General features: G+C 71.7%; 20 protein-coding genes. 12 read left to right on the top strand and 8 right to left on the bottom strand.

From position 1 onward, the window contains the following. The first annotated feature begins 78 nt into the window (after positions 1–78). The 4 genes from WME75_RS03280 to WME75_RS03265 all read left to right on the top strand — a co-directional run bounded on the left by WME75_RS03280 (position 79) and on the right by WME75_RS03265 (position 3,338). Entirely contained in the window at positions 79–912 is an 834-nt protein-coding gene (locus tag WME75_RS03280) for a hypothetical protein (RefSeq protein ID WP_437486322.1), read from the top strand. A 192-nt stretch (positions 913–1,104) separates the two neighbouring features. After that, a complete protein-coding gene (locus WME75_RS03275) occupies positions 1,105–1,434 on the top strand; it encodes a hypothetical protein (RefSeq protein WP_437486320.1) in 330 nt (109 codons plus the stop codon). After that, a complete protein-coding gene (locus WME75_RS03270) occupies positions 1,431–1,970 on the top strand; it encodes a hypothetical protein (protein ID WP_437486318.1) in 540 nt (179 codons plus the stop codon). Before WME75_RS03275 ends, WME75_RS03270 begins: the two co-directional genes overlap by 4 nt. 351 nt (positions 1,971–2,321) lie before the next feature. Then, positions 2,322–3,338, top strand: coding sequence for a hypothetical protein (locus WME75_RS03265; RefSeq protein WP_437486316.1), 1,017 nt, complete (start codon positions 2,322–2,324; stop codon positions 3,336–3,338). 79 nt (positions 3,339–3,417) lie between these two features. On the opposite strand, the gene WME75_RS03260 is transcribed toward WME75_RS03265, so the two are convergent. The 3 genes from WME75_RS03260 to WME75_RS03250 are packed head-to-tail and all read right to left on the bottom strand — an operon-like array spanning position 3,418 to position 6,553. Then, a complete protein-coding gene (locus tag WME75_RS03260; RefSeq protein WP_437486314.1) occupies positions 3,418–4,479 on the bottom strand; it encodes a hypothetical protein in 1,062 nt (353 codons plus the stop codon). After that, positions 4,476–5,567 carry a hypothetical protein gene (locus tag WME75_RS03255; protein ID WP_437486313.1) on the bottom strand — a complete coding sequence of 364 codons (1,092 nt, stop codon included), beginning with the start codon at positions 5,565–5,567 and terminating at the stop codon, positions 4,476–4,478. The genes WME75_RS03260 and WME75_RS03255 overlap by 4 nt, the downstream gene beginning before the upstream one ends. 26 nt (positions 5,568–5,593) lie before the next feature. Further along, positions 5,594–6,553 (bottom strand): hypothetical protein, encoded by a 960-nt coding sequence (locus tag WME75_RS03250; protein WP_437486311.1) that lies wholly within the window; start codon positions 6,551–6,553, stop codon positions 5,594–5,596. 462 nt (positions 6,554–7,015) lie between these two features. Here WME75_RS03250 and WME75_RS03245 point away from each other — a divergent pair, with 462 nt between their 5' ends. The 4 genes from WME75_RS03245 (at position 7,016) to WME75_RS03230 (ending at position 12,635) form a co-directional block, all read left to right on the top strand. After that, the gene (locus tag WME75_RS03245; protein ID WP_437486309.1) at positions 7,016–8,197 is read left to right on the top strand and encodes a sigma-70 family RNA polymerase sigma factor; all 1,182 of its coding nucleotides are present in this window, start codon (positions 7,016–7,018) and stop codon (positions 8,195–8,197) included. A 189-nt stretch (positions 8,198–8,386) separates the two neighbouring features. Next, positions 8,387–8,986 carry an RNA polymerase sigma factor gene (locus tag WME75_RS03240; RefSeq protein WP_437486307.1) on the top strand — a complete coding sequence of 200 codons (600 nt, stop codon included), beginning with the start codon at positions 8,387–8,389 and terminating at the stop codon, positions 8,984–8,986. A 284-nt stretch (positions 8,987–9,270) separates the two neighbouring features. Further along, the gene (locus tag WME75_RS03235; protein WP_437486305.1) at positions 9,271–11,544 is read left to right on the top strand and encodes a DEAD/DEAH box helicase; all 2,274 of its coding nucleotides are present in this window, start codon (positions 9,271–9,273) and stop codon (positions 11,542–11,544) included. Next, on the top strand, positions 11,541–12,635 hold the full coding sequence (locus WME75_RS03230) for a hypothetical protein (protein ID WP_437486303.1): 1,095 nt from the start codon (positions 11,541–11,543) through the stop codon (positions 12,633–12,635). The genes WME75_RS03235 and WME75_RS03230 overlap by 4 nt, the downstream gene beginning before the upstream one ends. Before the next feature lie 157 nt (positions 12,636–12,792). Here the strand turns inward: WME75_RS03230 and WME75_RS03225 are convergent, their stop codons facing one another. Next, positions 12,793–14,361 (bottom strand): PLP-dependent aminotransferase family protein, encoded by a 1,569-nt coding sequence (locus WME75_RS03225; protein WP_437486301.1) that lies wholly within the window; start codon positions 14,359–14,361, stop codon positions 12,793–12,795. Positions 14,362–14,425: 64 nt separating this feature from the next. On the opposite strand from WME75_RS03225, the gene WME75_RS03220 reads away from it, so the two are divergent. The 4 genes from WME75_RS03220 (at position 14,426) to WME75_RS03205 (ending at position 18,573) form a co-directional block, all read left to right on the top strand. Beyond that, positions 14,426–14,923 (top strand): cupin domain-containing protein, encoded by a 498-nt coding sequence (locus WME75_RS03220; RefSeq protein WP_437486299.1) that lies wholly within the window; start codon positions 14,426–14,428, stop codon positions 14,921–14,923. After that, positions 14,920–15,813, top strand: a complete 894-nt coding sequence (locus WME75_RS03215; RefSeq protein ID WP_437486297.1) for a dihydrodipicolinate synthase family protein — start codon at positions 14,920–14,922, stop codon at positions 15,811–15,813. The genes WME75_RS03220 and WME75_RS03215 overlap by 4 nt, the downstream gene beginning before the upstream one ends. 296 nt (positions 15,814–16,109) lie before the next feature. Then, positions 16,110–17,120, top strand: a complete 1,011-nt coding sequence (locus WME75_RS03210; protein WP_437486296.1) for a hypothetical protein — start codon at positions 16,110–16,112, stop codon at positions 17,118–17,120. Continuing rightward, a complete protein-coding gene (locus WME75_RS03205) occupies positions 17,107–18,573 on the top strand; it encodes a hypothetical protein (protein WP_437486294.1) in 1,467 nt (488 codons plus the stop codon). Before WME75_RS03210 ends, WME75_RS03205 begins: the two co-directional genes overlap by 14 nt. Before the next feature lie 22 nt (positions 18,574–18,595). Here the strand turns inward: WME75_RS03205 and WME75_RS03200 are convergent, their stop codons facing one another. The 4 genes from WME75_RS03200 to WME75_RS03185 form a co-directional block, all read right to left on the bottom strand. Beyond that, a complete protein-coding gene (locus WME75_RS03200; protein WP_437486292.1) occupies positions 18,596–20,122 on the bottom strand; it encodes a hypothetical protein in 1,527 nt (508 codons plus the stop codon). A gap of 31 nt (positions 20,123–20,153) precedes the next feature. Continuing rightward, positions 20,154–21,227, bottom strand: a complete 1,074-nt coding sequence (locus tag WME75_RS03195) for a hypothetical protein (protein ID WP_437486290.1) — start codon at positions 21,225–21,227, stop codon at positions 20,154–20,156. Positions 21,228–21,398: 171 nt separating this feature from the next. Beyond that, entirely contained in the window at positions 21,399–22,961 is a 1,563-nt protein-coding gene (locus WME75_RS03190) for a serine/threonine protein kinase (protein WP_437486288.1), read from the bottom strand. Between the two features lie 453 nt (positions 22,962–23,414). After that, on the bottom strand, positions 23,415–26,804 hold the full coding sequence (locus WME75_RS03185; RefSeq protein WP_437486286.1) for a GAF domain-containing protein: 3,390 nt from the start codon (positions 26,802–26,804) through the stop codon (positions 23,415–23,417). Positions 26,805–26,828: the final 24 nt, after the last annotated feature.

The raw sequence follows: 26,828 nt of genomic DNA, 5'->3' as shown, positions 1-26,828 counted from the left end.
TCGAGCGGAATACGCATACATGGGAGGCGCTCGAGGCTGCGATCCAGAAGGCAGGGCACTTCCTGGGCGGTATTCCCGTTGGTCAGCCGAAGCCTCGGGGCGTGGGTCGTGCGGCTCCGCGACGAGCACGCGCCCGACGGGATCGCCGCCGTGCTCGTGTACCCGATGAACGCGCTGGCCGAGGACCAGCTCGGCCGGCTCCGCTCGCTCCTCACAGGCACCGGGATCCCCTTCGGGATGTACGTCGGCAAGACGCCGGAGAAGGCCGCCGACGTGGTGGGCGAGCGGCTCGGGGCCGGGGCCTCGCGCGGCGACTACGAGGCCGCGGTGCGGCGGCTGCGCGCCGAGAAGCGGCCCGTGGCGGCCATTCCGCCCGAGGAGCGCCCCTCGCGCGACGAGATGGTCGCCCCGGGTAAGCGGCCGCGCATCCTGCTCACCAACGTGAAGCAGCTCGAGCTGCTCCTGACGCGGCAGCGCGACATCGAACTCTTCGCGGGGGCGACGCTCGACTTCCTCGTGTTCGACGAGGCGCACACCTCCAGCGGCGCCGCGGGCGCCGAGACGGCGTGCCTCACCCGGCGGCTCCGCAGCTTGTGCGGCAAGCGACCCGACGAGACGGTGTGCATCGCGACCTCGGCCACCATCGCCGATCCCGCGCGCGGGCCGGAGGCCGGGCGGCGGTGGCGTGGTCGTCCGCGGGAATCGACGTGCGAGGCCGCTCCACGCGGCCGTCGATCAAGAGAGGCACTTGCTCTACGTGGCGTGCACGCGGGCGCGGGAGCGGCTGGTGGTGACGTACGCGGGGACGCCGAGCCGGTGGGTCGGGGCGCCGGGCGGCTAGGCGGCTGCATCGCGTCGGCCAGGCGGGATGGTCGACGCGCGCGCTCGGGCGGCTCGCGGGGTCGATCATGAGATCGGGCGAGCGGCTGGCCGGTGCCGCGACATGCTCGGTCGCGTGACGTGGAACGCTGCCGACTGCGGCCGGACTCCGAGCCGGGCACACCGCTGGGAGAGGGACGACGCCGCGGGCGCACGCTTGCTCCACGCCCGCCCGCGCGACCACGTCGCGGTTGTCGGGACCACCCTTGAGAGGTATGATCGAGCATGACCTCGAAGGATCAGGTAGCGCGGGAGCTCATCGCGGAACACTTTGAGCTCGAGCCGCATCTTCAAGCTGTCTATCGCATCGTCGCCGAGAACGAAGCCAGCGCGACGGAGCCTATCAAGCTGCTGGAGGTCAACGCCGCGACCGTGGCCACCGGAGGCGTCACGCCGTTCGAGTTCGCGCCGACCCAAGACGTTCCGTTCCCGACGGTGATCGCCGAAGTGACGCCCACGGAATTCGAGGCGATTCAGGCGGGCGATTCGAAGCTCCCGAAGGGTTGGAGGCTCGACTGCGCGCAGCGGTTTACGCGCGATGGGCTGGCAGCGTGATGGACGCCGGAGCGAGACGTCAAGCCTTTGCCGTCGCGTTCGCGGCTCAAGGACGGTCGGATTGGGACGTCTACAAGCATCTCTCGGCGCTCACGAAACCCAGCTTTCCGCAATGTCACACGCTGCACTACCTTCAAATGGCGACCGAGAAGATCGCCAAGGCGTATCGCATCCGCGACACCGCCGCTGACGTGGACGAGCTGGTGAGGCATCACACCGGGTTCGTCGAGTTCATCAATCAGTTCTTTCGCTGCGAGATGATTCGCGACGAATATCGAGGGCAAGATGCAGCTCTACAGACTCTCCAGCGGAATGCGACAGCCCTCGCTCGGGAGATCGAGAAGCTCGCGCCGGCTACCGATCGATTGGCGTCACCTGAGAACGCCGAGTACCCCTGGGAGCGCGACGAAACAATCCTGATTCCGTGCACCTTTGATTTTCCGAACCTCACCATGCTGCGGCGGCCAGGCGGTCGGTCGGTGATGAACCTCGTCGAGCGGGCCTTCAACGACTTCGAACGGTTGCGCATCCAGTAGACAAGCTGTCGGGTACAGGCCGTAAAATCATGCGGCATGGGCTGACCGGTATCGCTCAAGGAGCGCCGCTGCCGGCGTGGGGTGTTACAGCGTACGACCCTGCGGCCCCCTGGGTCGTGGAGGATGGCCCCTCCGGGCAGCGCCTCCAGCGGCTCGGAGAGCTCGCCACGCAAGACGCGAAATGATTCGTCGAGGTGCGCCGTAAGCATCGCGTCGACGTCCACCCCGGACGCTCGCGCCTTTCACTCATTTCATTGCATTTTTAATAAAAATCCGAGATTTGATCTTCCCATCACCTGGATGCATTTGACACCAGCGCCTGCGCTCGGCGCGGCCTGGAAGTAGGAGCTCATGGCAAGGCCCGCTGAACCCAGCGAGCGCGCGGCGCTCGTCGCGCTCGGAGACGAGCTCGCCCGCAGTCACGCAGCGCACGTCCTGAGCGATGCGCTGCAGGGGAGGCTCTCCCTCGACAGGCGCGAAGCGTTGCCCGGGCTCATCCGGCAGAGCGAGCGTCACGAGGCCAGCGGGCCGATCTGCGACGCCGGACGCTTCGCCACGGCGCTGGTCGGGAAGCTGCGCGTCGACGGACAAGCAGAGCTCGCGGACGCGATCGTGTCGTTGCTGGGCGGCGGCCCTGTCGACGCCGACCCGATGCTCTGGCTCGACGAGGTCCAGGGGAAGATCGCCACGAGGCGCCACGAAGCCGCGACGCTTCGCGCCCAAGGGCGTCACGAGCTCGCGAGCCGGGTCGAGAATACCCTGTCGCTCGACCTCGGGGTGGCGTTGAGAGAGCGGCTCTGCGCCGACGGTCACCACGAGCTCGCCGATGCCATCGCGAGGGCAATCCACGCCCACGAAGAACGGGAGCGCCGCGAGGCAGAGACGCCGTCGCCGTCGCCGGCCCAGCCGCCAGCGGCCGCCAGAAAGCACGAGTCCCCGCCCGATGGCGCCGCGCTCCGGGCCCTGGCCGACACGCTGGGGGGCAGCTACCCCGCGGACGTCCTGGCCTGTGCGCTCGTCACCAGGCTCCGCGCCGAGGGCCGCGACACGCTCGCGGGCTCAATCATGATGTTCTGGGCGCGCGACGTCGCCGGGCCGATCGTGGACCCCGCACGCCTCGCGGCCGACCTCTGCGCACAGCTCCGCGCCGAGGGACGCGGGGAGCTCGCCGACACCCTCGCGTCGCTGCTCCGCGGCGCCGCCATCGGCCGCGATCCGGGCGAGATCCTGGCGGCCTGGCTGAACGAGCTCGCCGGGCCGATCGTGGCCCCAGGACCGCTCGCGACCGCGCTCGTCTCCGTCCTCCGCAGGCAGCGGCAGGACAGCCTCGCGGACGGGATCCAGGCATTGCTGAGCGCGAGCCGATGAGCTCTCCCGCCTGACCGGCGCATCGTTATCGTTCGCGCACCCGCGGGGGTGAACCGCCGCCAGGCGCCCGGGGCTCGTGTCACCGCGGCGCCTTGCAGCAGAAGCTCACCAGGCCTTCCGGCTCGAGCTCGCCCTCCTGCTCACCGCCGACGGCCTCGCAGGCGGATACCCTCTCGACGGTCAGCGTCGCGGTGACGCTCCGCGGAAGAGAGCCGGGTGGCACGTTAAAGCATTTATCGTAGATGTTTGTGGTGGGAAGGGGCTGCGTACACTGCTCGTCTGCGTAGAAGGTGAGTGTCGCCGTCGTCTCCCGCCATTTCCCGTCGTCCAACGGGTCCTCGGCCCCGCACGCGGAGCACCCCTTCACGCCGGTGTAGGCCTGCACCAGCTCGGGATGAGAGGGGGGGCACTCCGGGAGCTCTTCGTCACCGTCGTACTTGAGACAGTGACGGAACTCCGGCGCCAGATCCGGCACACACTGGCTGGCAAGATTCCAGCAAACCTCGTCATACTCCCAGTAGCGCTGACACACCCGGACGAGGCTTCCCCAGGTGGCCTCCACGTCCGCCCGCGAGAGCGAGGCCGCGCAGGAGGGCCCCCCGTTGCCCCAGCTCCGTCCTACGCCGACGTCGGCGTCCTGCGCGGCGGGATCCAGGGCCACCACCTCGGAGATGCAGCTCCCGTCCCACTCGACCGGAATCATGAACGCGCGGGTGACCGTCCCGCCGATGTCCTCGCCCGAGACACACTGGGCACCTTTCCTGAGCTCGACGCTATGATACCTGCTTTCCCTCACCGGCTCGGCGACGCAGCGTGGACAGCGGTCGAGGGACTTCGGATCTCGATAGAAGTCTCCCTCATGGTAGGCGTTGGCCGACGTGCAGTCCGGCGCATCACGTGGGTTCCCTGTCCAGACGAAGTACGGGAGGAAGGTATTGAAGTCGGGGAAGAGGGCGCTGTCCCAGACAGCCGGCGAGCAGTTCCAGGGGCACGTGTGGTCATTGGTGATCCGGCACTCCTCCCCGCGGCAGCCCGAGTCGAGACGGATGCACGACGCCCCGGCGAGCGCTGCGCCCGCGCCGAGCGAGAGGAGCGCCGCCGCCATCGCTATCGCCCTCGTCCTCCCTCTCGCGTGCATCATTGTTCCTCCGGCATGCAGCACAGCGTCCTCCTCTCAATGGCCAGCTCGCCCGCGAGCTCCCCGCCGCTCGGCACGCAGCTCCCGGGCACGTTGACCCGCCATTCCGCCCGCATGCTCCCGAGCGCCGACCCGGGCTCGGCGGCGTGGCAGACGCCGTTCTCGGCGACCGCGGCAGCGTCGACCAGGTGGGCGCACGCGTCGTCCTCGAACGTCGACACGATCGCCTCGCACGCGCTCGGCGCGATCTCGGTGCACGCGCACGGCGTGCAGCGGCGCTCGTCCTCGCTCACCTTCCAGAAGGTGAACCGCTCCGAGAACGCACGGCCGGGGGCGCCGCCATCGGAGGGGCACATCGCGTAGTCGCCCTCCATCTTCGAGACGACGCAGCGGCGGGATCCCGGCGGGAGCTGCGACGCGGCGGGCATGCAAAAGGTGTTTTTGCCCGGGCACAGCGTCGGCTCGCTGCCCCCGCTGCACACGACAGCGCTCTGCCCTCCGCCCGGCAGATCGCCGTCGCGCGGCACCGGGGCCAGCGCGACGTCGCAGGGGCGCGTGGTGACCGGAGCGATCTCGAACGAGCCGAACGCCTCGGGAGCCACCGCGCCGGGCGCGACGCACGCCCCGTCCCAGGCGGGCGGCGCGCGGAACGGGGTCACCGTCTCGCCGGGACCGTCGTCGCACATCCAGCCGGTGGTCACGGTGAGGCCGACCGGCAACACGCACGCGGGCTCGGTGCACGCGCACGGACCGCAGCGGACAGCGCGATCCGGCTCGGCGACGAGCCGCTCGTACTCCCTCAGGCCCGCGCTGCCGCCGTCCGCCAGCATGACCCCCTCGCAGGACGGCTGCTCCGGAGCGGGGCCCATCCAGACGATGAAAGGCTGCTCCTCGAAATCAGAGGAATTGACCTCGACGCAGGTCCCATAGCAGGCGCCGTTGTTGGTGCCGTCCTCGTTGATGATGTCGCACGTCAGGAACTCGTGGCAGTCGTAGCCGTCGACGGCCCCGCAGCCGCTCGCCATCACGACCGCCGCAGCCCCCAGGCCGACCAGCGCCGCCAGGATCCGCCCCGCCGTCCACCACCTCATCGCCGCATCTCCTCGACGCCGGGCCATCACCACGCCCCCTCGATCCGGACGCCGCCGCCGCGCGCCGCCGCCTGCGGGACCACGCGGACACCGCCGTGGTCCGGCGAGGGCGCCCACAAGAACGACGAGAGCGCCGCCGCGCCGACCACGCCGCTCGCCACGAAGCTGGCGAGCGCGATCAGGCCCAGGGCGTCGCGGGAATCGACCGCATCCCCGAGCTGGAGGCACCCCGCATCCAGGTCCGGCCGCCTGGGGCTGCACGCCGTATCCGCCCGGTCGTCGAGCGCGCTGCGCAGCTCGTCGCGCAGCGTCTCGGCCTCGGTGTCCTTGACCGCCGACGCGAGCGCGAACCCCGCGCCGACCACGACGCCCGCCGTCGCGAGCGCGAGCCCCCCGACCCGGATCGCCGGGCCGATCGCCACCTCCGCGGCCGCGGGCCGCAGCGCCGCCGGCCCCGGAGCGACCGCCGCGGCACGGGGCCGCGGAGGTGGCGCGACCGCCGCTGGCCCCGGCGGCTTCTCCTTGAGGGCCAGGCCGATCGCCGGCGTGTCCCCGCGCTGCGCCTCGAAGCGCCCCACGCCGTCCTCGTGGCCTCCGAGCGTCGCCCGCGCCTCGTGGCTGCCGGGCTCGACATAGACCACGTACGTGGCGAGCCCCTGGCCGACGCGCCGGCCGTCCATGAACACCTCGGCCTCGGGCTCGCCCACCACGATCGCGACCGCGGCGACCTCCTGCGCGGCCCGCTGGAGCCCTCGCTGGAGCTTTGCCCTGACGCCCGGCGCGAGCGCATCCCCCGCCTCGAGCGCCCGACGCAGGTACTCCGCGGCGTCCCGGTAGCGGCGCAGCGAGAGCTCCGCCAGCCCGAGCTCCCCGGCCCAGCGAGGGTCGCCCGTCGACTCCCACGCCGTTCGACACGCCGCCGCTGCCTCCTCCCATCGCCCGGCGCGCCGCTCCTGCTCCGCCCGGCGGAGCGTCGCCGCAATCACTGCGGGCGAGGCGTCCGGGGGCGAGACGCCCGGGGGCGAAGCCGCCGATCGAGAGGCTCCTGACGGCGAGACCGCCGAGGGCGAGCCCCCCGCCCCCGTACCGCCCGCCCTCGTACCGGGCGATTGCGGCACCTCGGCCATCGCACCGCCGCTCCAGCCTGAAGCGCACAACAGCAGCGCAGGCGCCACGCACCTCGTCAAGCGCATGGGCGGCGACGCTAGTCGGCCCGAAGATCGCCCGCAAGCACGCGTTCAGGCGCCGAACGAGCGAGGGATCGAATGACAAATCAGAAGACGTCCGCGTAAAGCATCAAGGACCCGGCCTGCGCTCACCCCTCGCCACGGCGGCTCAGCGCTTGCCGGGGATCCGGAATCCGCCAAGAGCGCAATATCGGCAGCCCGGGCGGGGGACCGGGAACGATTTCGAGCGCCATCGGGTAACCGGCGGATAATGGATCGGGCATGGATGCAAAGGATCCGCGCGGTACGCCCGCCGGAGCGCCGCCGCCCACCTGGGAGACCGTCGTCCGCGAACACCTCCGCTACCTGCGCGGTTGCGTGGCGTCGGAGAGGATCCCGGAGGCCGACAGGGAGGATGTGCTTCAGGAGGTGCTGCACAGCATCTCGCGGGCCCTGGCCACCTTCGATCCGGCCCGGGGCGAGCTGCGCGCCTGGCTGAAGGCCATCGTCCACAACCATGCATCCAACCACCGGCGCCGCGCCTACCGGCGCCGCGAGGCGCCGTGGCCGGACGAGCCGCTGGAGGTCGCCGACAAGGCGCCGAGCTCCGAGGAGCGCCGGATGGAGCACGAGCGGCGGCAGCTCCTGTCGACGCTGCTGCTCGAGCTGCCGCCGGAGCGGCGCGAGGCGCTGATTGCCCACGAGCTGGACGAGGAGGGCATCGGGCAGGTTGCGGAGCTGCTCTCGATCCCCGCCACCACCGCGAAGAGCCGAGTCCGCCACGGGCGCGAGGAGCTCAAGGCAGCGGCGCGCCGCTGGCAGGCGCGCCATCGCCGTCGCCTCGCCGCGCTGCTCCCGATGCGCGCGGCCGGTGGCGCGGGGGAGCGTCCCCGGCGCGCCGCATGGCGGGAGCGCCTGGCTCACCGCGTGCGGCGCGCGCTCCGAGATGCAGTGTCCGGCGCAAGGGCACCGCGCCTGCGAACAGCCGCTCACGGCGGCGCCTCGCTCGCGGTGAGCGCCTTTGGCGTCGTCCTGACAGCAGGGCTCCTGCTGGCCGGGCACAGCGGCCTTCTCGTTCCCGGAGGCGCGGCGCCGCCGGGCGCTTCTCTCACGGCGCGTGCTCGCGCCTCGTCGACCGCGGCGCCGGCGGGGGGAGCGAGCGAGCTCTCGTACTCAGCCGCGAGCGACAAGCATCCTTCACCAGGAGCGACGGTGGCCTCGCACGACCAGGGCAGCGCGGCTCTTCGTCCTCGAGGCATGTCCCGCCCGGCGCAGCGCTGGCCCATCGCGCAGGGCGATGAGCAGGAGCGCCTGAGGATGGCCGCCGCCGCCCGCGCCATCGGGAAGGAAGCGCTGGCGCGTGCGCTGCTGGAGCGCCGCCGCCGCGACCTGCCAGGCGCCGCGCCCTCGCAGGGCCGCGATGTGTCCCTGGCGCTCTCGACGCCCGCAGCGCGCGTTCGCTGAATTCGCTGGCTGAAGAACAGCGCCTCCGCGACGAGGAATCACGAGCATCGGCGCCCGAGGTGCTCGACGTGGGCCGACTCGACCGGCGAGCTGCGATGTCGGCCTGCGCGCGCGGCCGGCGCGCGGCCGTCACGGGCGCGCGATGGTGCTGAGGGCTTCTCGACAGACACCCTCTTGCCGAGGTCCGGTATGCAGACTCGACGCCGCACGACAACCGCTGTCCACGAGCGCAGCGCGCCCCGGCGCCGCCGTCCATCGATCGCGAAGCACCCGGCGATCCGCATTCCCGCGGAGCGCATCGTCGCCGAGCGCCGCTGGATCGCCGCGCTCGTGCGCGCCGGCGGCGTATCGCCCCGCGACCGTGAGGATGTGGTGCAAGCAGTGATCCTGGCTGCGTGGATGGCTGTCGAGGAGGGCAGGTACCACCCGGACGCGTCCGTCGATCCGCGGCGAGCGCTCCGCGGCTGGCTCTACGGCATCGTCTGGCGCACGGTGGGGCGCCACCGCAAGCGCGCCTCGGTCCGCCGGGAGATCCCGGTGGCGGATCCGTGGAGCGTGCAGCCGGCGCCGCCGCGGGACGACGATGTCCTCGTCGAGGCGCGCGAGCACCTTCTCAGCGTGCGTCTCGCCGTATCCAGGCTGCCGCGGCGCGACGGCGAGATGCTCGCCCTCGCCGCGATCGGTCACGGCATCCGCGAGATCGCGCGCGGGGTCGGCATACCGAGCTCGACGGCGGTACGGCGGCTCGACCGAGCGCGAAGGAGGCTTCGAGGGCTCCTCGCTCGTTAGCTCCGCTGCGGGAGGATCGTCACGGCACGGGAGGTTCATCGCGGAAAGAGAGGAACCGCCAAGAGTGCCAGTTCCATGGGAAAAGAACCACGGGCCGCAGATTGGCGGTGCCCGGACGCATGTGCCTTCTCCATCGATGCCAGCCTCCCGGCCGCGCGACGCGGAGAGCAACGCATTCCGATCAGGAGCGTCAATTTTCCAAAAATAATCGTCTCATTCTCCGCCGCCCGCCTGCTCATGGCACCTCGACAGCCCGGTGACGGCGGGATACAGGCGGCGAAGGTATGCAGGTCTCCACGACGCCCATCACGTCCATCACCGCGAGCGACGTGAGAGGGCTGCTCGCCGCGGGCGCCGGCGGCGGGCTGCTCTCCGGCGCGGATCTCTTCACCTTGGCATTCGCGCTCTCGGGCCGGTCGCGCCAGCTGCCGATGACGCTCGATGAGGCGCATGAGCTGCTGTTGGCGAACGGCCTTCCGCCGGCGCTCGCGGGGGGCGGGCTCATCGAGCGAATGCGCGAAGCGACGAGCGCGGATCCGGCGTTCCTGGCCTACAACGCGAGCACGTTCTGCCTCGACCGCAACGTCGGTCTATCGCGCCGGCTCGTCCAGCTCGTTGATCGGCGCGACGTCCAGCAGCTCATCCACGCGCTTCGCGCCGAGCGGCAGCCGCCCCCCGCACGCCCTGCCGCCCCCCTTCGAGCCCGGCCTGCCACGCCGGCTCGGCGGACCGAAGCGCCCGCTGCGCCGCCTCGACGCCCTCCCGCCGCCCCGCCCCAGGAGCGCCCGCCCGAGCCCGCTCCGCCTCTGCCGGCCCCGCCGCCCAGGAAGCCGGCGCCGCTCCTGATGGCCGGCCTCGACCGGTCCGAGCTGCTCCAGCGGCTCCAGGGCCCGCCGGCCTCGCTCGCGGCGGTGAGCCACGCGCTGCGCGCCCATCTGCTCGCCTCGGCCGAGCAGTTCGAGGAGCTGCTCGCGCTCGCCGCCCTCACCGGCGTCGAGCCGCACCGCTACCAGACCGAGACCGCCCGCCGCGTGCTCCGCGGGTTCCGCGGGCGCGCGCTGCTCGCCGACGAGGTCGGGCTCGGCAAGACCGTCGAGGCGCTCATGATCCTGCGCGAGTACCAGCTCCGCGGGATGGTCCGGCGGGCGCTCATCCTCGTCCCCCCGGCGCTCGTCGGCCAGTGGACGGGCGAGCTCGCGGAGAAGGCCGGGATCGCGGCGCGCACCACCGACGACGCCGCGCGCACGGCCGACCCCGAGGCCTTCTGGCGCGACGAGGGCGTGGTCGTCGCGTCGCTCGCCCTCGCGAGGAGCGCGAAGCACGCGCCGCTCGTCCAGGCCGGCTCGTGGGACCTCGTGATCGTCGACGAGGCCCACCACGTCAAGAGCCGCACGACCGCCGGCTTCAGGCTTGTCGACGGCCTGCACAGCCGGTTCCTCCTGATGCTCACGGCGACGCCGATCGAGACCGACCTCGAGGAGCTCTACAACCTCGTGACGCTGCTCAAGCCCGGTCAGTTCGCGACCCCGGCCGCCTTCCGCGCCCAGTTCGTCGACCCGAAGGACCCGCTGTCGCCGAAGAACCGGGAGCGGCTGCGCGCCCTGCTCGCCGAGGTGATGGTCCGCAACACCCGCGCCGACAGCGGCCTCGCGCTGCCGCCCCGTTACGTGAGCACAACGCTTGTCGACCCGCTGCCGGAGGAGCGCGAGCTCTACGAGCGCGTCCTCGCGCTCGTGCGCGCGCACGGGGCCGACGCCGGCACCCGGCTTGTCACGTCGACGCTCCTGCTCGGCGCCGGATCGAGCCCGGCCGCCGTGCGCGGGAGCCTCGAGCGCATGAGCGCGAGCGACAGGCGCGCGCCCGCGCTGCGCGCCGCGCTGGCCGCCCTCGCGAAGCAGGCGGCCTCGGTCCGCGCGTCCCGGAAGGGCGGCGCGCTCGTCGAGCTCGCGCGCGCGCACGACGAGCAGATCCTCGTCTTCACCCGGTTCCGCGACACGCTGTCGTACATCGAGGCCGTGCTCCGCGACGCGGGCGTCGAGCCCGCGGCGTTCCACGGCGGCCTCTCCGCCGCGGACAAGCGCGCGGCCCTCTCGGCGTTTCGCGAGGGCCGCGCGCGCGTGCTCGTCTCGACCGACGCCGGCGGCGAGGGGCACAACCTCCATCACTGCCATGTCCTCGTGAACTTCGATCTCCCCTACAATCCCATGCTCATCGAGCAGCGGATCGGGCGGCTGCACCGGATGGGCCAGCGGGAGGAGGTGCGCGTCTACAACCTCTGCGCGCGCGGCACCGCCGAGGAGCGCGTCCTCGATCTGCTGGATCGCCGCCTGCACCTGTTCGAGCTGGTCGTCGGGGAGATGGACATGGTCCTCGGCAACCTGGCCGACGAGCGCGACCTGGAGGAGCGGATCGTCGCGCTCTACGCGACGTCGCGCTCGGAGGAGGAGCTCGCGAGCGGCTTCGACGCCATCGCCGAGGAGCTCGCCGCGGCGCGCGGGCGTTACGAGCAGGTGAAGCGCCTCGACGCGAGGCTCTTCGGGAAGGACTACGAGGCATGACCGCGTCGCCGGGGACGGCCTCGCCTGCGGGGGGCGCGCTGCCCGCTCCGCTCGATTTCGTTGTCGAGGCGCTCGCGGAGGCCGGAGCGCTCGCCGAGCGGGAGGACGCGCGGGCGGTGGCGCTGTTGCCGCCGCGGCTCGCGGCCGAGATCGAGATCCCGGAGGAGTGCGCCCTCGCGCTCTACCCCGATCGGGACGGGGACGTCGCGTGCGGCCTCGGCTCGACGCTGCTCGAGCGGCTGATCGCGAGGGCGCGCGGGCGGCCGGTGTCCACGTCGGTGCGTCTCGCCGCGGATCCGCCGCGGCCGGCGCATGTGAGGGCCGCCGCGGACCGCTTCGCGCTGCGCAACGGGCTCTGCGAGCCCGGGCAGATCTCGATGGGTACGGCGGTGTACGTCGCGGCCAGCGTCGCGCATGTCGTCGAGGCCGACGATCGGCGCGAGGGGCTCGTCCGGGTGGTGGTGAGCGCGCACGACGGCGGCGAGCCGGACGCCGCGGTGGGCGCGCACCTGGACCTCGCCTGGCCGAGCGCGCTCGTGCAGCCGAGCGCCGCGCCGCTCGCGGCGGACGGCCGCGCGGCGGACTGGATCGCGCTCCGCGCGGAGCGGGCGGTGCGGGCGGCGGTGCAGCCGCTGCTCGACGAGGTCGAGCGAAGGCACGCGCGGGATCACGATCGCATCGTGTCGTATTTCGCGGACCTGATCGCGGAGGCGCGGGCGCCGCGGCGGCGCGCGGAGCCGAAGGCGGTCGAGGCCAAGGTGGCGCACCTCGTGGCGGAGCGGAACGCGAAGCTGGAGGCCCTGCCCGCGCGGTTCGCGGCGAGGGTGACGTGCTCGGTCGCGGCGCTGGTGATCGCCGAGGTCCCGGCGGCGCTCGTGAGCCTGCGTCTCCGGCGTCGCAAGGAGTCGCGGGAGCTCGTCGCGCGGCTCCCGGCGGGCGCGTCGAGCCTGGACAGGCTCACGTGCGAGGCGTGCGCCGCGGCGACGTCGAGGCCGGCGGCCTGCGACGATCGGATGCACCTGCTCTGCGAGGCGTGCGCGCCGAACGCGCAGGGCAGGATCGCGTGCCCGGCGTGCGCGAAGCGGCGGTGAGCGCCAGTCGGCCGCCGTGCCCCGAACCGCCTCACGGTTGCCCCGAACCGCTTCCCGGCTGCCCCGAACCGCTTCGCGGCTGCCCCGAACCGCTTCACGGTTGCCCCGAACCGCCTCACGGCTGCCCCGAACCGCCTCACCGCTGCCCCGAACCGCTTCACGGTTGCCTTTTTCGCCTCGGACCCCCGGTGACCCCCCGGTCTGGCGCCCTTTTCGCCTCGGACCCCCGGTGGCCCCCGGGTCTGGCGCCCTTGTCGGAGTCGGGCTGGAGACACGCCTCCAGCGCGTCGCAGATCCTCGACAGCTCCTCGCTCGTGTGCGCCGCGAAGCCGAAGCGAAATGCGGGGACGGACCCAGCCGCGACGTGAGCAGACCCCGGCGTGAGGGCCAGGCCGCGCGCGTGCGCGCGTCTGACGAGCTCTTCCGAAGTCAAGCTGCGCAAGCGCATCCAGAGCGCCAGTCCCCCGCCAGGCGGGTCGCACACGATCGCGGAGCGCAAGGGCGACCTCGACTCGATCTGTTGCAGCAGGTAATCACGGCGCTGCCGGTAGAGCTGCCGGGCGCGCCGCGCGTGACGCTGAACCTCGCCGTCCTCGATGAGCTCGGCCACGGCGCGCTCGAGGACGACGTCTCCCTGACGATCGAGCAGCTCGCGGACCGCCCTCAGGCGCGCGACGACGGACCTGTCCGCGATGATGTATCCGAGCCGCAGGGCGGGGGCGATGAGCTTCGAGAGCGATGCGATGTAGATGCAGCGCGACGAGAGGTCCTTTGTCGCAGAGAGGGGCAAGAGCGGCGCGCCCTCGAAGTGGTACTCGTAGTCGTAGTCGTCCTCCACGATGTAGAGCCGGAAAGATTCACAGATTCGTCGCAGGTGCATTCGACGCTCAGCGGACATCGCGACGGTCGTGGGGTACTGATGGTGCGGCGTCACGTACACGGCCTTGAGGCGCCCCTTGAGCCTCTTCGCGTGCACCTCCAGCTCATCCGTTCGAAGGCCCTCCGCGTCGACGGGCACATGGACGACGTCGGCACGAGCGAGCTGGAAGGCGCGCCATGCCGGCGCGTAACCGGGGTGCTCGACGGCGATGACATCCCCAGGCTCCAGCATCGCCAGCGCGAACAGGCTCAGCGCGCCCTGGCTGCCACGCGTCAAGACGACCTCCTCCGAGGAGCACGAAAGCCCGCGAGCGTGGTTGACGAAGCCCGCGAGGACCTCCCTGAGCACGGGATCGCCTGCAGCATCTCCGTAGCCGAGGCCCGTCCGAGCCAGCGCTCGGAGGGCGCGCCGCTGGGCGCGCGCGAGCTCGTCCAGGGGCGCGATCCGGGCGTCTGGAACCCCGTCGTTCACCGCGATCACGGCGGCGCGTCGCCGGTCGAGCGCCGTCTCGACGGAGCGGCGGCCCTCGGCGTCGGCGACAGCGAGCGTCGGAAGGTTGAGCGCAACCCGGGTGCCGCGGGCGGGTAACGCCTCGAGCCACCCCTGGGCCACAAGCTCGTCCACGGCGGCAACGACGACCTTCCTGTTGACCTTGAGCTGGGCTGCGAGCGTCCGGCTGCCCGGAAGCGTCGAGCCCGGCAGGAGTCGTCCGCGCTGGATCTCCTGGACGATCGCGCGGCTCAGCTGGGTTTGCCGCGGCACGGACGCACCGCCGTCGAGCACCAGGTCGAAGCGCCAGGGCCGACCAGCTGGACCCGTCGACATGTTCGTTCTGGAGCCTGTCATGGGTCCAGCTTCGCGCTACTCCTGGTCCTGCGCAAGACGCTCTTCGCGCGGACAAGGAGCAGAAATGAGCGAACGGTTCCATTCAGCAGACTTCGACAAGACGCCGCCGCGGCCGCGCGTGGTGATGCCAGAGAAGCTCGCGCACCCCGCGGTCGAGTCCGCCGGGCGTCACGGCGACTACTCGAAAGCAAGGAAACACCCGGTCTTCTTCGTGGACCTCCCGTCCCACGCGATCAGCATGACCATCGGCTGGCTCGATCCGGGGCAATCCTCGAATCGGCATCGGCACACGTACGAGACCCTCCTCTACGTCCTGGAAGGAGAGGGCTACTCGTACGTGGGCGGGAAGCGCGTCGACTGGAAGCAGGGGGACGCGGTCTACGTCCCTGTGTGGGCCTGGCACAACCACGTCAACACAGGAGAGGGGCAGGCACGCTACCTGGCCTGCGAGAACGCGCCGATGCTGCAGAACATGGGAGGCGTCGCGCTGCGCGAGGAGGTGCCCGATCGGGGTGACCAGCTCCTCGACAAGGACCACGAGGCGGAAGGAGGCGCGCGATGACCTCCTCTCTCCGTGGAATCGTCGCTTACCCCATCACGCCGTTCACGGAAGCCGGACGCGTCGATGAACGACTCCTCGGGCGCATCGTCGACGACATGCTCGCCGCGGGCGTCCATGCGATCGCGCCGCTGGGCAGCACCGGGGTGTTGCCGTACCTCTCGGACGAGGAGCGCGAGGCCGTCACCGACCTCGTCGTCAAGCGCGTGGCGGGCCGGGCTCCGACCCTGGTCGGCGTGTCGAGCCTCACCACGGAGCGGACCGTGCACCACGCGAAGTACGCGGAGAGGGCCGGCGCCACCGCGGTGATGATCCTCCCGATGAGCTACTGGAAGCTCTCGGACAAGGAGATCGTGACGCATTTCGAGACGGTCGCGAAGGCCATCTCCCTCCCCATCGCCGTGTACAACAACCCGGCGACGGGCGGCCTCGACCTGAGTCCCGACACGATCGCGCGGCTGCTGCGCATCCCGAATGTCACGATGGTGAAGGAGAGCACCGGGGACGTGAACCGGATGCAGCGGCTCGTGCAGCTCTGTGGCGACCAGGTTGCCTTCTACAACGGGAGCAATCCGCTCGCGCTCGCCGCATTCGTGGCCGGGGCCCGCGGCTGGTGCACGGCGGCCCCGCACGTCATCCCTCGCCTCACCGTCGAGCTCTACGACGCGGTGACTCGCGGCGACCTCGACGCCGCCCGGCGCTCCTTCTACCGCCAGCTGCCTTTCCTTCAGTTCATCGTCGCGCATGGCCTGCCGCGAGCCATCTCGGCGGCCCTGGAGCTGATGGGCCATCGGGTCGGGCCGCTTCGGGCCCCGCTGCAGCCCCTCGAGAAGGAGCGGGTCGAGGAGCTTCGACGGATCCTCGTCGATCTCGCCGTGCTGCCGTCCGCATGACGTACGCTTCGCCGCGATCCTCCTGAGCCCCGCGCTCCGCAGGCGCCGCCGTGACGGCCCGCCGCGCTCGCCCTTCGCCGGACGCCGACGTGGACAAGGCGACATCGCCGTGCGCGGAGCGGCGCGCGACGCCCCGGACACGGCGGCTCGGACTGGCAGCGACGCCGGGACTCGGCTGGTCGTCGAGGCACACTGTGATAGCACTTGAGCCCATGGGCGCCGCCGCGGCCCGCGGACCGTCCGCCGGGAACGGCGCGACGCAGGCCGCCCAGTCGGCGGGGGTGAGGTGCGTGGATATGACCGTAGATTTTTCGATCCTCTTCGGGCTCGGCGCGCTCGGCTGTGGCGCTGGCATGACCTGTCTCGCGGCCCGGACGGCCTCGTTGAAGGGACAGCTGCGCGAGGCCGCACGGAACGCGGAGGCCCTCCGTCAATCCAAGGTGCAGCTCGAACAGCTGCGCTCCGAGCACGCCCAGGACCGAGAGACGCTCGAGCGCGCCCGGAGCGAGGATCGACAGAAGATCGAATGGCTCGACGCGCAGCAACGAGAGATCGAGTGGTTACGGAGGGAGCTGGACGCTCGGCCCAAGATCACGCAGAAACGGTACAAGATCCTGACGCTCGGCATCAAAGGGACCGGGAAGACCTCGCTCACGTTGAAGTGGGCCAATCCCCTCGTTGACCTCGGCAAGCTGCAAGGGACGAAGATCGAGCGCTACGAGCGGACCGTGAGCAACGTGTCCACCAAGGAAGAGCTGACCGAGCACATCTTCGAGATCGGCGACTGGGGCGGAGAGCATCTCGTCGAGGCCCAGCACGAGCTCGTCGTGGAAGAGGTCCACGGCCTGCTCCTCGTGGTCGATCTCGCGTCCAAGGATGGACGGCATGTGGATCCGGCCCGGGTAGAGGAGCAGATCCGGGAATTTCAGCCGCAGTCGCTGCGCTACTTCTTCGGCTCGAAGACGCTGACCGCCTGCAAGGCGGTCGTCCTGTTCATCAACAAGTCGGACGTCCTCTCCGGGACGCCGGCCGAGATCGAGCTGGAGGCGCACAGGCACTACCGGCCGCTGATCGACGGGATCGAGCGGCTCAAGAACCACGTCAGCACGCGGGTGCTCGTGGGCTCGGCGAGCTACGGCCACAGCACGCACCACCTGTTCTCGCACTTCGTCGAGCGCATCCTGCCGAAGCACGCCTACGACGGTCAGCTCCTCCAGCGCATCAAGCAGGAGGTCCTCGCGCCGACGGCCATTTCCCAGACAGCGCGGCTCTCGGCTCAGCAGGTCGGGCCCCATGCGCAGAAATGAAGCCAGCGCCGCGGGGTACGAGCCTCCGCGCTACCGCGCCGCGGACGACGCGCCGTGGTACCACGTGCTCCACGGGAACGTCCCGGAGCACCAGATCGATTTCATGTATGGCCCGGAGGTCCCCCAGGGACCGCTCACGCCGACGCATTTCAGCCACCTCGCGCGCCTGATGAAGTACATCGAGCCGCAGACGAACGGCACACACGCGTTCGCCATCGGCAATCTCTCGCGCGACGACACCCAGCACGAGGCAGGGCACGGCGCGATCTGCCTGATCTTCGCGTTCCGGATCGGCGGCGCGACGGATCACGCGGGCAGGGGGCACCCGCCGTTCGCGCACGGGATCGCGGCGGTCGATCGCGAGGTGCGCCCTGCGTCGCTGCTCGAAGCGGCGATCACGTTCCACCGCCACACGATGAACGCAGGAGAGTCCGACTCTCCCGCGAGCGCCTTCTACCGCGCGTACGTGCGCGCGGTCCTGGAGCGGCCGGACGGCGTGTCCCGCGTGCTGGCGCGCTATGTGGAGGCGTTCGACGATCTCCCGAGGTTGCCGCGCAGCGACCTGTCCTGGGCGTGGGTCGCCGATGCGGCCGCGCAGCCGAGGCGGGTGGTCATCGTGCACGGCGACGACGAGCCGTTCGAGGCGGTCGCGAGCGTCGCTTCGAGGCTCGCGGCGGTGCTGTTCCGCTCGAACATCAAGTGGACGGCGATCACCACCGGTCGAGAGGCCGGTATCCCGGGCGGGCTGTCGGTGCGGCTCGTGACCGAGCGCGATGTCGCGACGGAGGAGCGCCAGGGCCGGCTCCTGCGCCTCGAGGAGGTGCCCGGGGACGAGGCGGAGATCGCCCGGACGGTGTTCAGCGCGAGGCCGTATGGCGCAGAGCCGGAGAGGTCGAAGCCGGTGGGCTGGCGGGAGCGCTACGCGGCGCAGGGCGCGCTGGCGGCGGGCGCGCCCGAGGGCGCCGCGCGCAGGGGACCCGAGGCCCAGACGGTGCGGCGCGAGGAGGCCGCGGCCGCTGCGACGCCCGCCGGCGCGCGCGCCGCGGCCGCGGAGGTCGAGCAGGAGGAGAGAGCGCCCGTCGTGGAGAGGCCGCCCGCGCGACGCTGGCTCCGGAGGGCGGTCGTCGGCGCGAGCGCGGCGGTGGCCGCGGCATCGGTGCTCGGCGTCCTGTCGGATCCCGCGCGCGAGGAGAGGAGAGGGGAGGTCGCGGCGCCGCCGGCAGCGGTGATGGAAGACGAGCCGGACATCGAGCCGACGGCGCCTCCGCCGGCGCGGGTGGACACGAGCTCACCGGAGGCGCCGCCGGCGGCCACGGGAGGCGCCCGGGCGCCGCGCCGGGGGACGCAGCGAGGTCCGGCGAGGTGGACTCAACGCAGGACACCGCCTCCGGCCGCAGCGACCTCGGAGACCGCAGGTCCGACGGTGTTCGACAGCCCGCCCGTGTTCGAGTAGTCCGTTGGTGACACGCCGCGGCTCACCGCCTGCATTCCGCCTTCGTCTGGAAGTTCCAGCACATGGCGCCGTTACCAGGGTGGCCCGCGTAGGTCGAAGGGCCGCGTCCGCCCTGGCCGCCGCCACCCGGCTGTCCGGCGACGAACTCCTTCAACGACGGCGCGTCCACAGCGGCAGCCTTGTATGCAATGCCGATCGCATGCCCGCCGCGCCCGCCAGCCCCCGGACCTCCTGCTCCGCCGAGGCCACCATTTCCACCAGCCCCCGAGAGAGGCCCAGTTTGGTCGCCCAGAACGTTCTTGCCACCTGCCGCACCTTTCCCCCCTGGTCCGCCCTCTTGCCCGCCCGCTCCGCTTCCTCCTCTGCCGCCCTTTCCCACGGTGACGGCCACATCGACCAGGACCAGCTGCGTCCCGAGGCTCACGATGCCGATGCTGGACCCTCCGGCTTTCCCGCCGGCGCCGCCCTTCCCGCCGCATCCGCCCGCGCCTCCGCCCCCACCGCTGGCGCCAGCACCATTCACATACACTCTTCCCTGTTCGCAATAAGCTATCATGTAGCTCCCTGCTCCCCCTCCACCTCCCTGGCCGGGCGTTCCGGGCCCGCCGGGCGCACCGTCGCCGCCCGTAATCCCACCGAGGGTAAGTCCTTCGTCAGAGCCGACCTCGCCCGGGGTCCCGGCAGGGCCGCCGACACCGTTCTCGCCGGGTTGGCGTGTTCCGTCGGTGTCGACCGTGCCTCCCCTGCCTTTCGCCATTGTTTCCGGTATACCATTGTTACCTGATGCCCCGGGGATGGATCCCAGCGTCCCCCCAGGCCCGCCCGCACCACCGTTGGTGCTCGCGATACCGCACGTCATCTGTCCGGGCTCACCGCCTTTCGGGGTAGCCACGCAGGCGTCTGTCGGCGCGCCCACCGCGTCCTCCGCGCCCTCCGCCGGCGCATCACGCCCAGCCGCCGCCATGCCCCCCCCCGCCTCACCGTCCTGGCCGGGCATCCCGTCGCCGGCCACCACCTTCATCTGCCTCAGCTCCGCCGCGATGCCCGCCACGGCAACAGCGATGGACGAGCCGCCAGGTTCGATCGCGCTCGCCCGGATCTCGAATCCCTGCACCTTCACCCCGCCCGCCTCACCCGTCAGCGTCAGCGCGACCTGCCCCGCTGGCCCCACGATCGTGCTCTTCCTGTCCGCGCTCTTCTCCCACTCCCCGTTGCACGTGTAACCCCCGTGCACCTCGATCCCCGCGCGCAGCGTCACCGCCTCGGCGAACGCCTTGTCGGCGCACGCGCACACCTTCCTTCCCTCCGCGTGGTCGATCGCGTCTTGCAAGCGCGTGTAAGGGTCGTCGCTCTTCCCGGCGCCTCCAGCGTCCTCGCCCGCTCTCGCAAACACGCCGCACCCGTCCACCGGAACCGGACGTGGATCCCCCTCCCCATCATGACAGTGCCGGCAATCCGGTACCTGCTGACACGCGGTCGCGTGCAACGCCGCGGCGAGCACGGCGGTGCACCGGAATCGACGAACCTCCTCCAACAGACGAACTCGCATGGTGTCACTCCCCAGGGTCACATCCTCGATGTCACCATCGTGCGCTCAGCGAAACTCCTGCCCCGGGCGCCAGCGCCACGGGAACGACCGTCACCGCGGGTCCTCCATCGGCCCGCAACGATCCGTACAGCGCATAGCCCACGATCGCCGCGCCGAGCACGCCCGCTGCGGCGAAGACCCCGGTGGAGACATTGTACAGGCGCGCGGCCTCGGTCCGGCGCTTGTGCACCTCGAGGCACCTCGCGTCGTCGGGCGTCTCCGGCGTCGCAGGTCCGCTCGCATAGCAGGAGTCCGCGCCGGGCACCGCGGCGTTGCCGCCGGCTCGCGCGCTCTTATGCGCGAGGATCCTCAGGACGACCGCCGTTCCCGCCGCGAGCCCCGTGGCCGCGCCGCCGGCTGCGACGAGCGCCATGCTCGGCCCGGCGGCGCCGCGATCCGGAGCCGTGGGCGGGCGACGCTGCGGCGTCCGGGGCTGAATCGCCGCCGCCGCAGCGGCGCGCCCCACGAAACGGAGCTCTATCTCCTGCGACGCTCCCGGCGCCAGCGCCACCGAGGTCATCGCCGGGGTCTCGCCCTGGAGCCGCGCCTCGATCCTCCTCTCCCCCGGCTCGACGTACACTTCTCGCCCGAGCGGGGATGTCCCCACGGAGACGCCATCGACGAGCACCGTGGCCTGCGCTCGGCTCACGATCAGCGTGAGCGTTCCGATGCTCGCCTTTGCCTCGTCGAGCATCTGCCGAGCCCGCGCACGATCGAGCTCGCTCACGCCCTCTGCCTCGCGCAGGAAGAACGAGATGTGCTCCGCGGCATCACGGTGCTTTCCGAGCTTGAGCTCCGCCCGCGCGAGGTTCGCCGCGATCTGGAAATGCTGCTTGAGCTTCCATGCCTCGATGTAGGCCGTGTAGGCCTCCTGCCAGCGGCCTTCCCTGGCCGCCGAGACCCCCGCGCGGTAGATGCGTGCTGCGCGCGCGCCGTCGTCGCGTGGCGCCCCTGGCGCATCACGGGTCTGCGCCAGGGCGACCGCCTCCACGGTCACCGCGCAGAGGAACGCGCCCAGCATCACTCCGGCCGCACGCCGGCCAGAAGTCGTCAAGACACCCGCCATGGTGGTCCTCCTGCGCGTCGATGACATGGATTCATGAGGGGGCTCGGGAGGCGCAGGAGCACCGCCGTCTCGGCCATCGCGCCGCGGCGCCGACCCCTGCAGTGCGACAGGCCCAGGAGGCCCGCCAGAGCGCTTCCGCCTGGAGCTCACCGCTTCCCATCACTGCGGCTCCTAGGGGCTGCGCCCTCGCTTTTCGTTGTCCAGACAGAGGACCCGCAGGAATCCCTTCTTCCCCGCGCAAGGCTCGGCCTTCGGCTGTCTATTCGAAGGCTGGCGGGGCGAAAGCGGCTTCTGGGTGCTCGTGCCAGCAGACGGTGCGTCCACGCGCTGCTTGGATGTCGGGACAGGCGCAGGCGGTTCAGGCTTGAGGCTCGCTCCATCCGCCGACATCCGCCCTGTGCTTCCGTCGGCGCGCGCCGGGCCCGGCGAGGCCAGCGCCGGTGGGCTCGATGCCGTGACGCCAGGCTCGGACACCAACGCGCGAAGCTCAGGAGGGCGATGCGCACGTCTCCCCGGTAAGGCCAGCGCCACCGCGAGGAGCCCGGTCAACGCAACCGCCGCGGCTGCGGCCGCAACCCTTGTATTCCACCTCGGGCTCACGTCCTGTCGTGGCGGCTCAGGCGCTCCGGGCGGGATGGCCCTGACGGCGAGGTTCACCTGGGACGAGCTCGTGACCAGCGGTGTTGTCGAGCTCTCAGGGTCCCGCCGGTGGCTCGGAGTGGCCTTGTCGGTGTCCGTGGCGCTCGCGGTACCGTCGGCGCCCGAGGTCCGCGAGGAGGGCGGCGTCGAGAGCGGACTTCGCGCGATGCTCTGCGGCGGCGCCGCCTCTGGCGCATCGCGCGTCCTCCCTGGCGCCGAGGGGAGCGCTCCTCGTGCCGTCGCGATCCGGTCGAGCAGCTCTGCCACTTCCGCCGCGGTCCCGAACCGCTCCTCGCGGTTTCTCCGCATGCAGCGGGCGACGATGTCGACGAGCCGCCGGTCCACGCGCCACAGGGTCCGCGCCAGGGTGGGGATCTCACCGCTCAGGATCCCCGCGAAGACCTCCGCGGCGTCCCCGCGGAATGGCGGCTCCCCGGTGAGCATCTCGAACAGCACGACGCCGAGCGTCCAGATATCGGTGCGATGATCGATGGTCCTGTCCGCCTTGACCTGCTCCGGGCTCATGTACAGCGGAGATCCGACCATCCCACCTGGAATGGTGTGGAGTCCGTCGTTGATCGACAGGTTCTTGGCGACACCGAAGTCCAGCACCTTGACGACCCACCCCTCCACGCCGGTCTCCCGGTGCAAGAAGATGTTCGAGGGCTTCAGATCCCGATGGACGATGTGGAGCTCGTGCGCCGCCGCGAGGCCCCTCGCGACGTCTCTGCCGATAGCCGCGCCGATCTCCGGCTCGACACGACGCCTGCGCAGCAACAGCTCGGCCAGCGTCTCGCCCGAGAGCAGCTGCATCACAAGGAACGGATCGCCGGCGTCCGTCTCGGCCATGTCATAGACATCCACGATGTTCCGGTGCTGGAGCGCTCCGCAGCTTCGCGCCTCCCGCTCGAGCCGGACCCGGAGCTCCGGCTCCGCGCGGATCATCCGCTTGAGCGCCACCTCGCGCCCTGTGGCGAGGTTGACCGCCGACCAGACGGAGCCCATGGCGCCCTCGCCGATCTTCTCGACGAGCTTGTACTTGCCATTGATCGCCACACCAGCGCCGGCGGGTGTGTGCGCCTCCAGCTTTGACATAAGACTCTCTCGCGCCCTTTCGCACCGGAACCAGTGCGCCAGGAACAGACCGCGCCGCGTCAGCCGCGCTGAACTCAGGTCGATTCTCGGCGGCGTTGCGCCCCTTCCAGGCGCCCTGCGATCGATCGCGGTCCGGTCACACGCTCGCCATGGAGCAAACACGACACGTGCCACGGGCAGGCGTGCAGCGTCATCGCACCTCCGTGGAGGTTCAAGGCGTCCATGCTCCGTCGCATGACCAGCGCCCGCGGCGGCGCCGAGCGGGCTCCACGTCTCAGGCGTGCCTCCTGTGGCGCGCAACGAGACGTCCCAGGAGGCATGGCCCGAAGTGAGACATGCCGGGCGGTGTTCTCAGCGTAAGCTCCCCCGCCCCCGTCCTGGCGGATGGCCGAGCGCCCCCCGGCGCGCTGCCGCGCACACCCCGACCCCGACGCGCGACCCCTGGAGCCCCCGTCACTCGTCCCGCGACCAGGGCAAGAGCCCCGTCGCAAGGCTCTTCACCGCCGCCGCCAGCTCGATCGGCTCGATCGGCTTGGGCACGTGCATCTGGTAGCCGGCCACGAGCGCCCGCACCCGGTCCTCGGTCCGCGCGTACGCCGTCAGCGCCAGCGCCGGCGTCCGACCCACCTTGCGCGGCAGCAGATCCCGCACCTTCCGGATCAACGAGTACCCGTCCTCGCCAGGCATCCCGATGTCGACGACGAGCAGCGCCGGCTCCGACGTCTCCAGCAGCCTGAGCGCCTCGGCGCTCGAGGTCGCCGTGCTGACCTCGGCCCCGCAGCGCCGGAGCACCGCCGAGAGCATCGCGAGCGTGTCGGGATCGTCGTCCGCGATGAGCACGCGCACGCCGGTCAGCCGCGGGAACGGGTTGCGCGGATCGGGCGCGATGCCCGCGCTCGTCAGCGCCGTCGCCGTGGCGCCCGTCGACAGCGGCAGCTGCATCGCGCACGTCGTCCCGCGGCCAGGGCCGGGGCTCGTCATGCGCACCGTGCCGCCGTGCAGCCCCACGAGGTGCCGCACGATCGACAGCCCGAGGCCGAGGCCGCCGTGCCGGCGCCCGATGCCGCCGTCCTCGTGCCGGAAACGCTCGAAGACGTGCGGGAGCACGTCCGCCGAGATCCCCTCCCCGTCGTCGGTCACCCGGATCTCGGCGAAGCGCTCGTCCTGCGAGAGCTGCACCTGCACCAGACCCCCGGGGCGCGCGAACTTCACCGCGTTCGACAGCAGGTGCCACACGACCTGCTGGAGCCGCGCCGGATCGCCCTCCACGAACACGCCCTCCGGGTCGAGCTTCGTCTCGATCGCCACGCCCTTGCCGGCGGCAGAGGGGAGGATCGACTCGACCGCCGTCTGCACCGGCAACGTCAGCTCCACCGCGAGCCGCTCGATCTTGAGCGTGCCCGTCACGACCTGCGACGCGTCGAGCAGCTCGTCGATGAGCGTCACCTGGTGCTCGGCGTTGCGCTCGATCGCCGACAGCGCGCGCGTCTCCGCGACCCGATCGAGCGAGCCCGCCTGCATCATCCGCGCCCAGCCGAGGATCGCGTTGAGCGGCGTGCGCAGCTCGTGCGACACCGTCCCGAGGAACTCGTCCTTCAGCCGGTTGGCGTCCTGCACCTCGCGGTACAGACGCGCGTTGTCGAGCGCGAGCGCGGCGCGGTGCGCGACCTCCTCGGCGAAGGCGACGTCGGGCCGCTCGAAGAACCGGCCGGACTCCGACGAGACGAGCGAGATCGCGCCGAGGATCCGCCCGCGCGCCCGGAGCGCCACGACGAGGTAGGAGAGCGGCGCGAGCGCCCGGTTGGCCGCCGCCTCCTCGCTCGTCATCGCGTCGTGCAGGAGCACGTCCCCGCGCACGTCGGCGTAGAGCTCCGACCGGCCCGTGCGCAGCACGCGCGCCACCGGGCCCGGCTCGCCGTCGACGCGGCTCGGGTGGAAGTACCGGAGGAGCGGCTCCTTCAGCGGGCTCACGTGCGCGACCGCGACGTGGCGCAGGCCGAGGCCGTCGTCGATGTCCACAAGGCAGAAATCGGCGAGCACCGGGAGCGCGAGCCGCGCGAGCGACTGGAGCGTGGCCGTGAAGTCGAGCGACGCGGCGAGCGCCGTGCTGAGCTCGGCCAGGAAGGCGAAGCGCCGCGCCGCCTCCTCGGCCTCGGCGCGCGCCGCCTGCACCCGGATCAGGCGCGCGCGCTCCTCCTCGGCCCGCTTGCGATCCGTGATGTCGCGGTGGATGCCGACGAGGAACAGCGGGCGCCCCTCCTGGTCGTGCACCGCGTACGCCGTCACCTCGATCGGCACCTCGGAGCCGTCGCGCCGCACGCACGGGACATCGCCGACGAAGGTGCGCGCGTCCTCGATCTGCTGGAGGATCCGGCGCGTGGTCTCCTCGCGGACGTCGTCGCGGTGCAGGAGCGCCATGCTCTTGCCGACGATCTCCTCGGAGAGGTAGCCGAAGATCGACTCGGCCTCGCCCATCCAGTACCGGATGTTGCCCTCGACGTCCGTGACGAGGATCGCCTCGGGCATCTGCTTGAGCACCTCGTGCGAGAGGTGCATCGCCTCCTCCGTCTGCAACGCGGAGAGGCGCGCCCGCTCGAGCGCCTGCGCGCTCTGCTGGACCAGCGCGAGCATGAACGCCCGATCGTCCTCGGAGAACGACTGCGGCGCCGAGAAGCCGAAGCCCACGGCCCCGAGCACGCGCCCCTCGAGGAAGAGCGGGATCGCGGCGTACGCGCGCTCGCCCGTCGCGTCGCAGCAGGACGCGAAGCCCGGCTCGAACTCGCGGAAGCGCCCGTCCGACTCGAGGAAGATCGGCTGCCGCTCGCGGACCGCGCGCGCGAGCGGCAGCTCCGCGCTGAGATCGAACATCTTGAAGCGCGCGATCTGCGCCTCGAGGTACCCCGTCGAGCGCACCGTCTCGAGCTCGCCGCCGAGCCCGGCGCGCAGCGCCACCATGCCCGTCATCGCGCCGGCGGCCGCGACGACGTCGCTCGCGAGCACGCGGAGCACCGCGGGCGGCGTGATCGCGTCGGACAGCGCGGCCGTGACCGCGAAGAGCCAGGCGGCGCGATCCGCGCTCCGCTCCGCCGACTGGCGCGCCTCCTCCGCCTTCCGGTAGAGATAGGCGTTGTCGAGCGCCAGCGCGACGCGGTGCGCGAGCTCGGCCGCGAGCACGAGGTCGTCCGCGGAGTAGATGCGGTTCGACTCGGAGACGCCGAACGAGAGCACGCCGAGCTTGCGGCCGCGCGCGATGAGCGGCACCGCCATGGCCGAGCGCGTGCCGAGCTGCTCCAGCGCGGCGGCGCGCTCGACGGCCCCCTCGCCCTGATCGCCGTCGAGCTCGTGCAGGAGCTCGGACTCGCCGCTGTGCAGCACCTTGGCGATGCCGAGGCGCTCCTCGGCGTCGGGCGAGATCGCGCGCAGGAGCCCCTCGCGCTCGGGGTTCACGTGCCTCGCCGCGACCCGGCAGAACCGGGGCTTCGGCGCGCCCGCAGGCTCCGCGCGCTCGGAGCCCGCCGCCTCGGCCGCGGCGCGCTGGCGCCGCTGCGCGTGGATCCCCGGCGCGGGCGTGACGTCGAGCGCGCTCACCCCGGGCGCGAACGGCGGGCCGCCGGCTTCGGACGGCGACGGCGGCGGCGGCGGCACGGAGCCGATGAGGCCCATGGCGTCGGCGGTGCCGCGCTCGATCAGGTCGACCGTGCACCAGTCCGCGAGGTAGGGCACCGACAGGCGCGCGAGCCGCTCGAGGATCGTGTGCGGATCAAGCGATCCGGTGAGCTGCTCGCTCGCGTCCGCCAGGAACATCAGCTCATTATGGATCGCCCCACCGCGGGGATGATTCACGACCTGCCATGCCATGGCGGTCTC

This window comes from Sorangium sp. So ce1014, from assembly GCF_051521505.1.
Taxonomy (GTDB): Bacteria; Myxococcota_A; Polyangia; order Polyangiales; family Polyangiaceae; genus Sorangium.
This window is presented reverse-complemented; position numbering and strand designations above follow the sequence as displayed.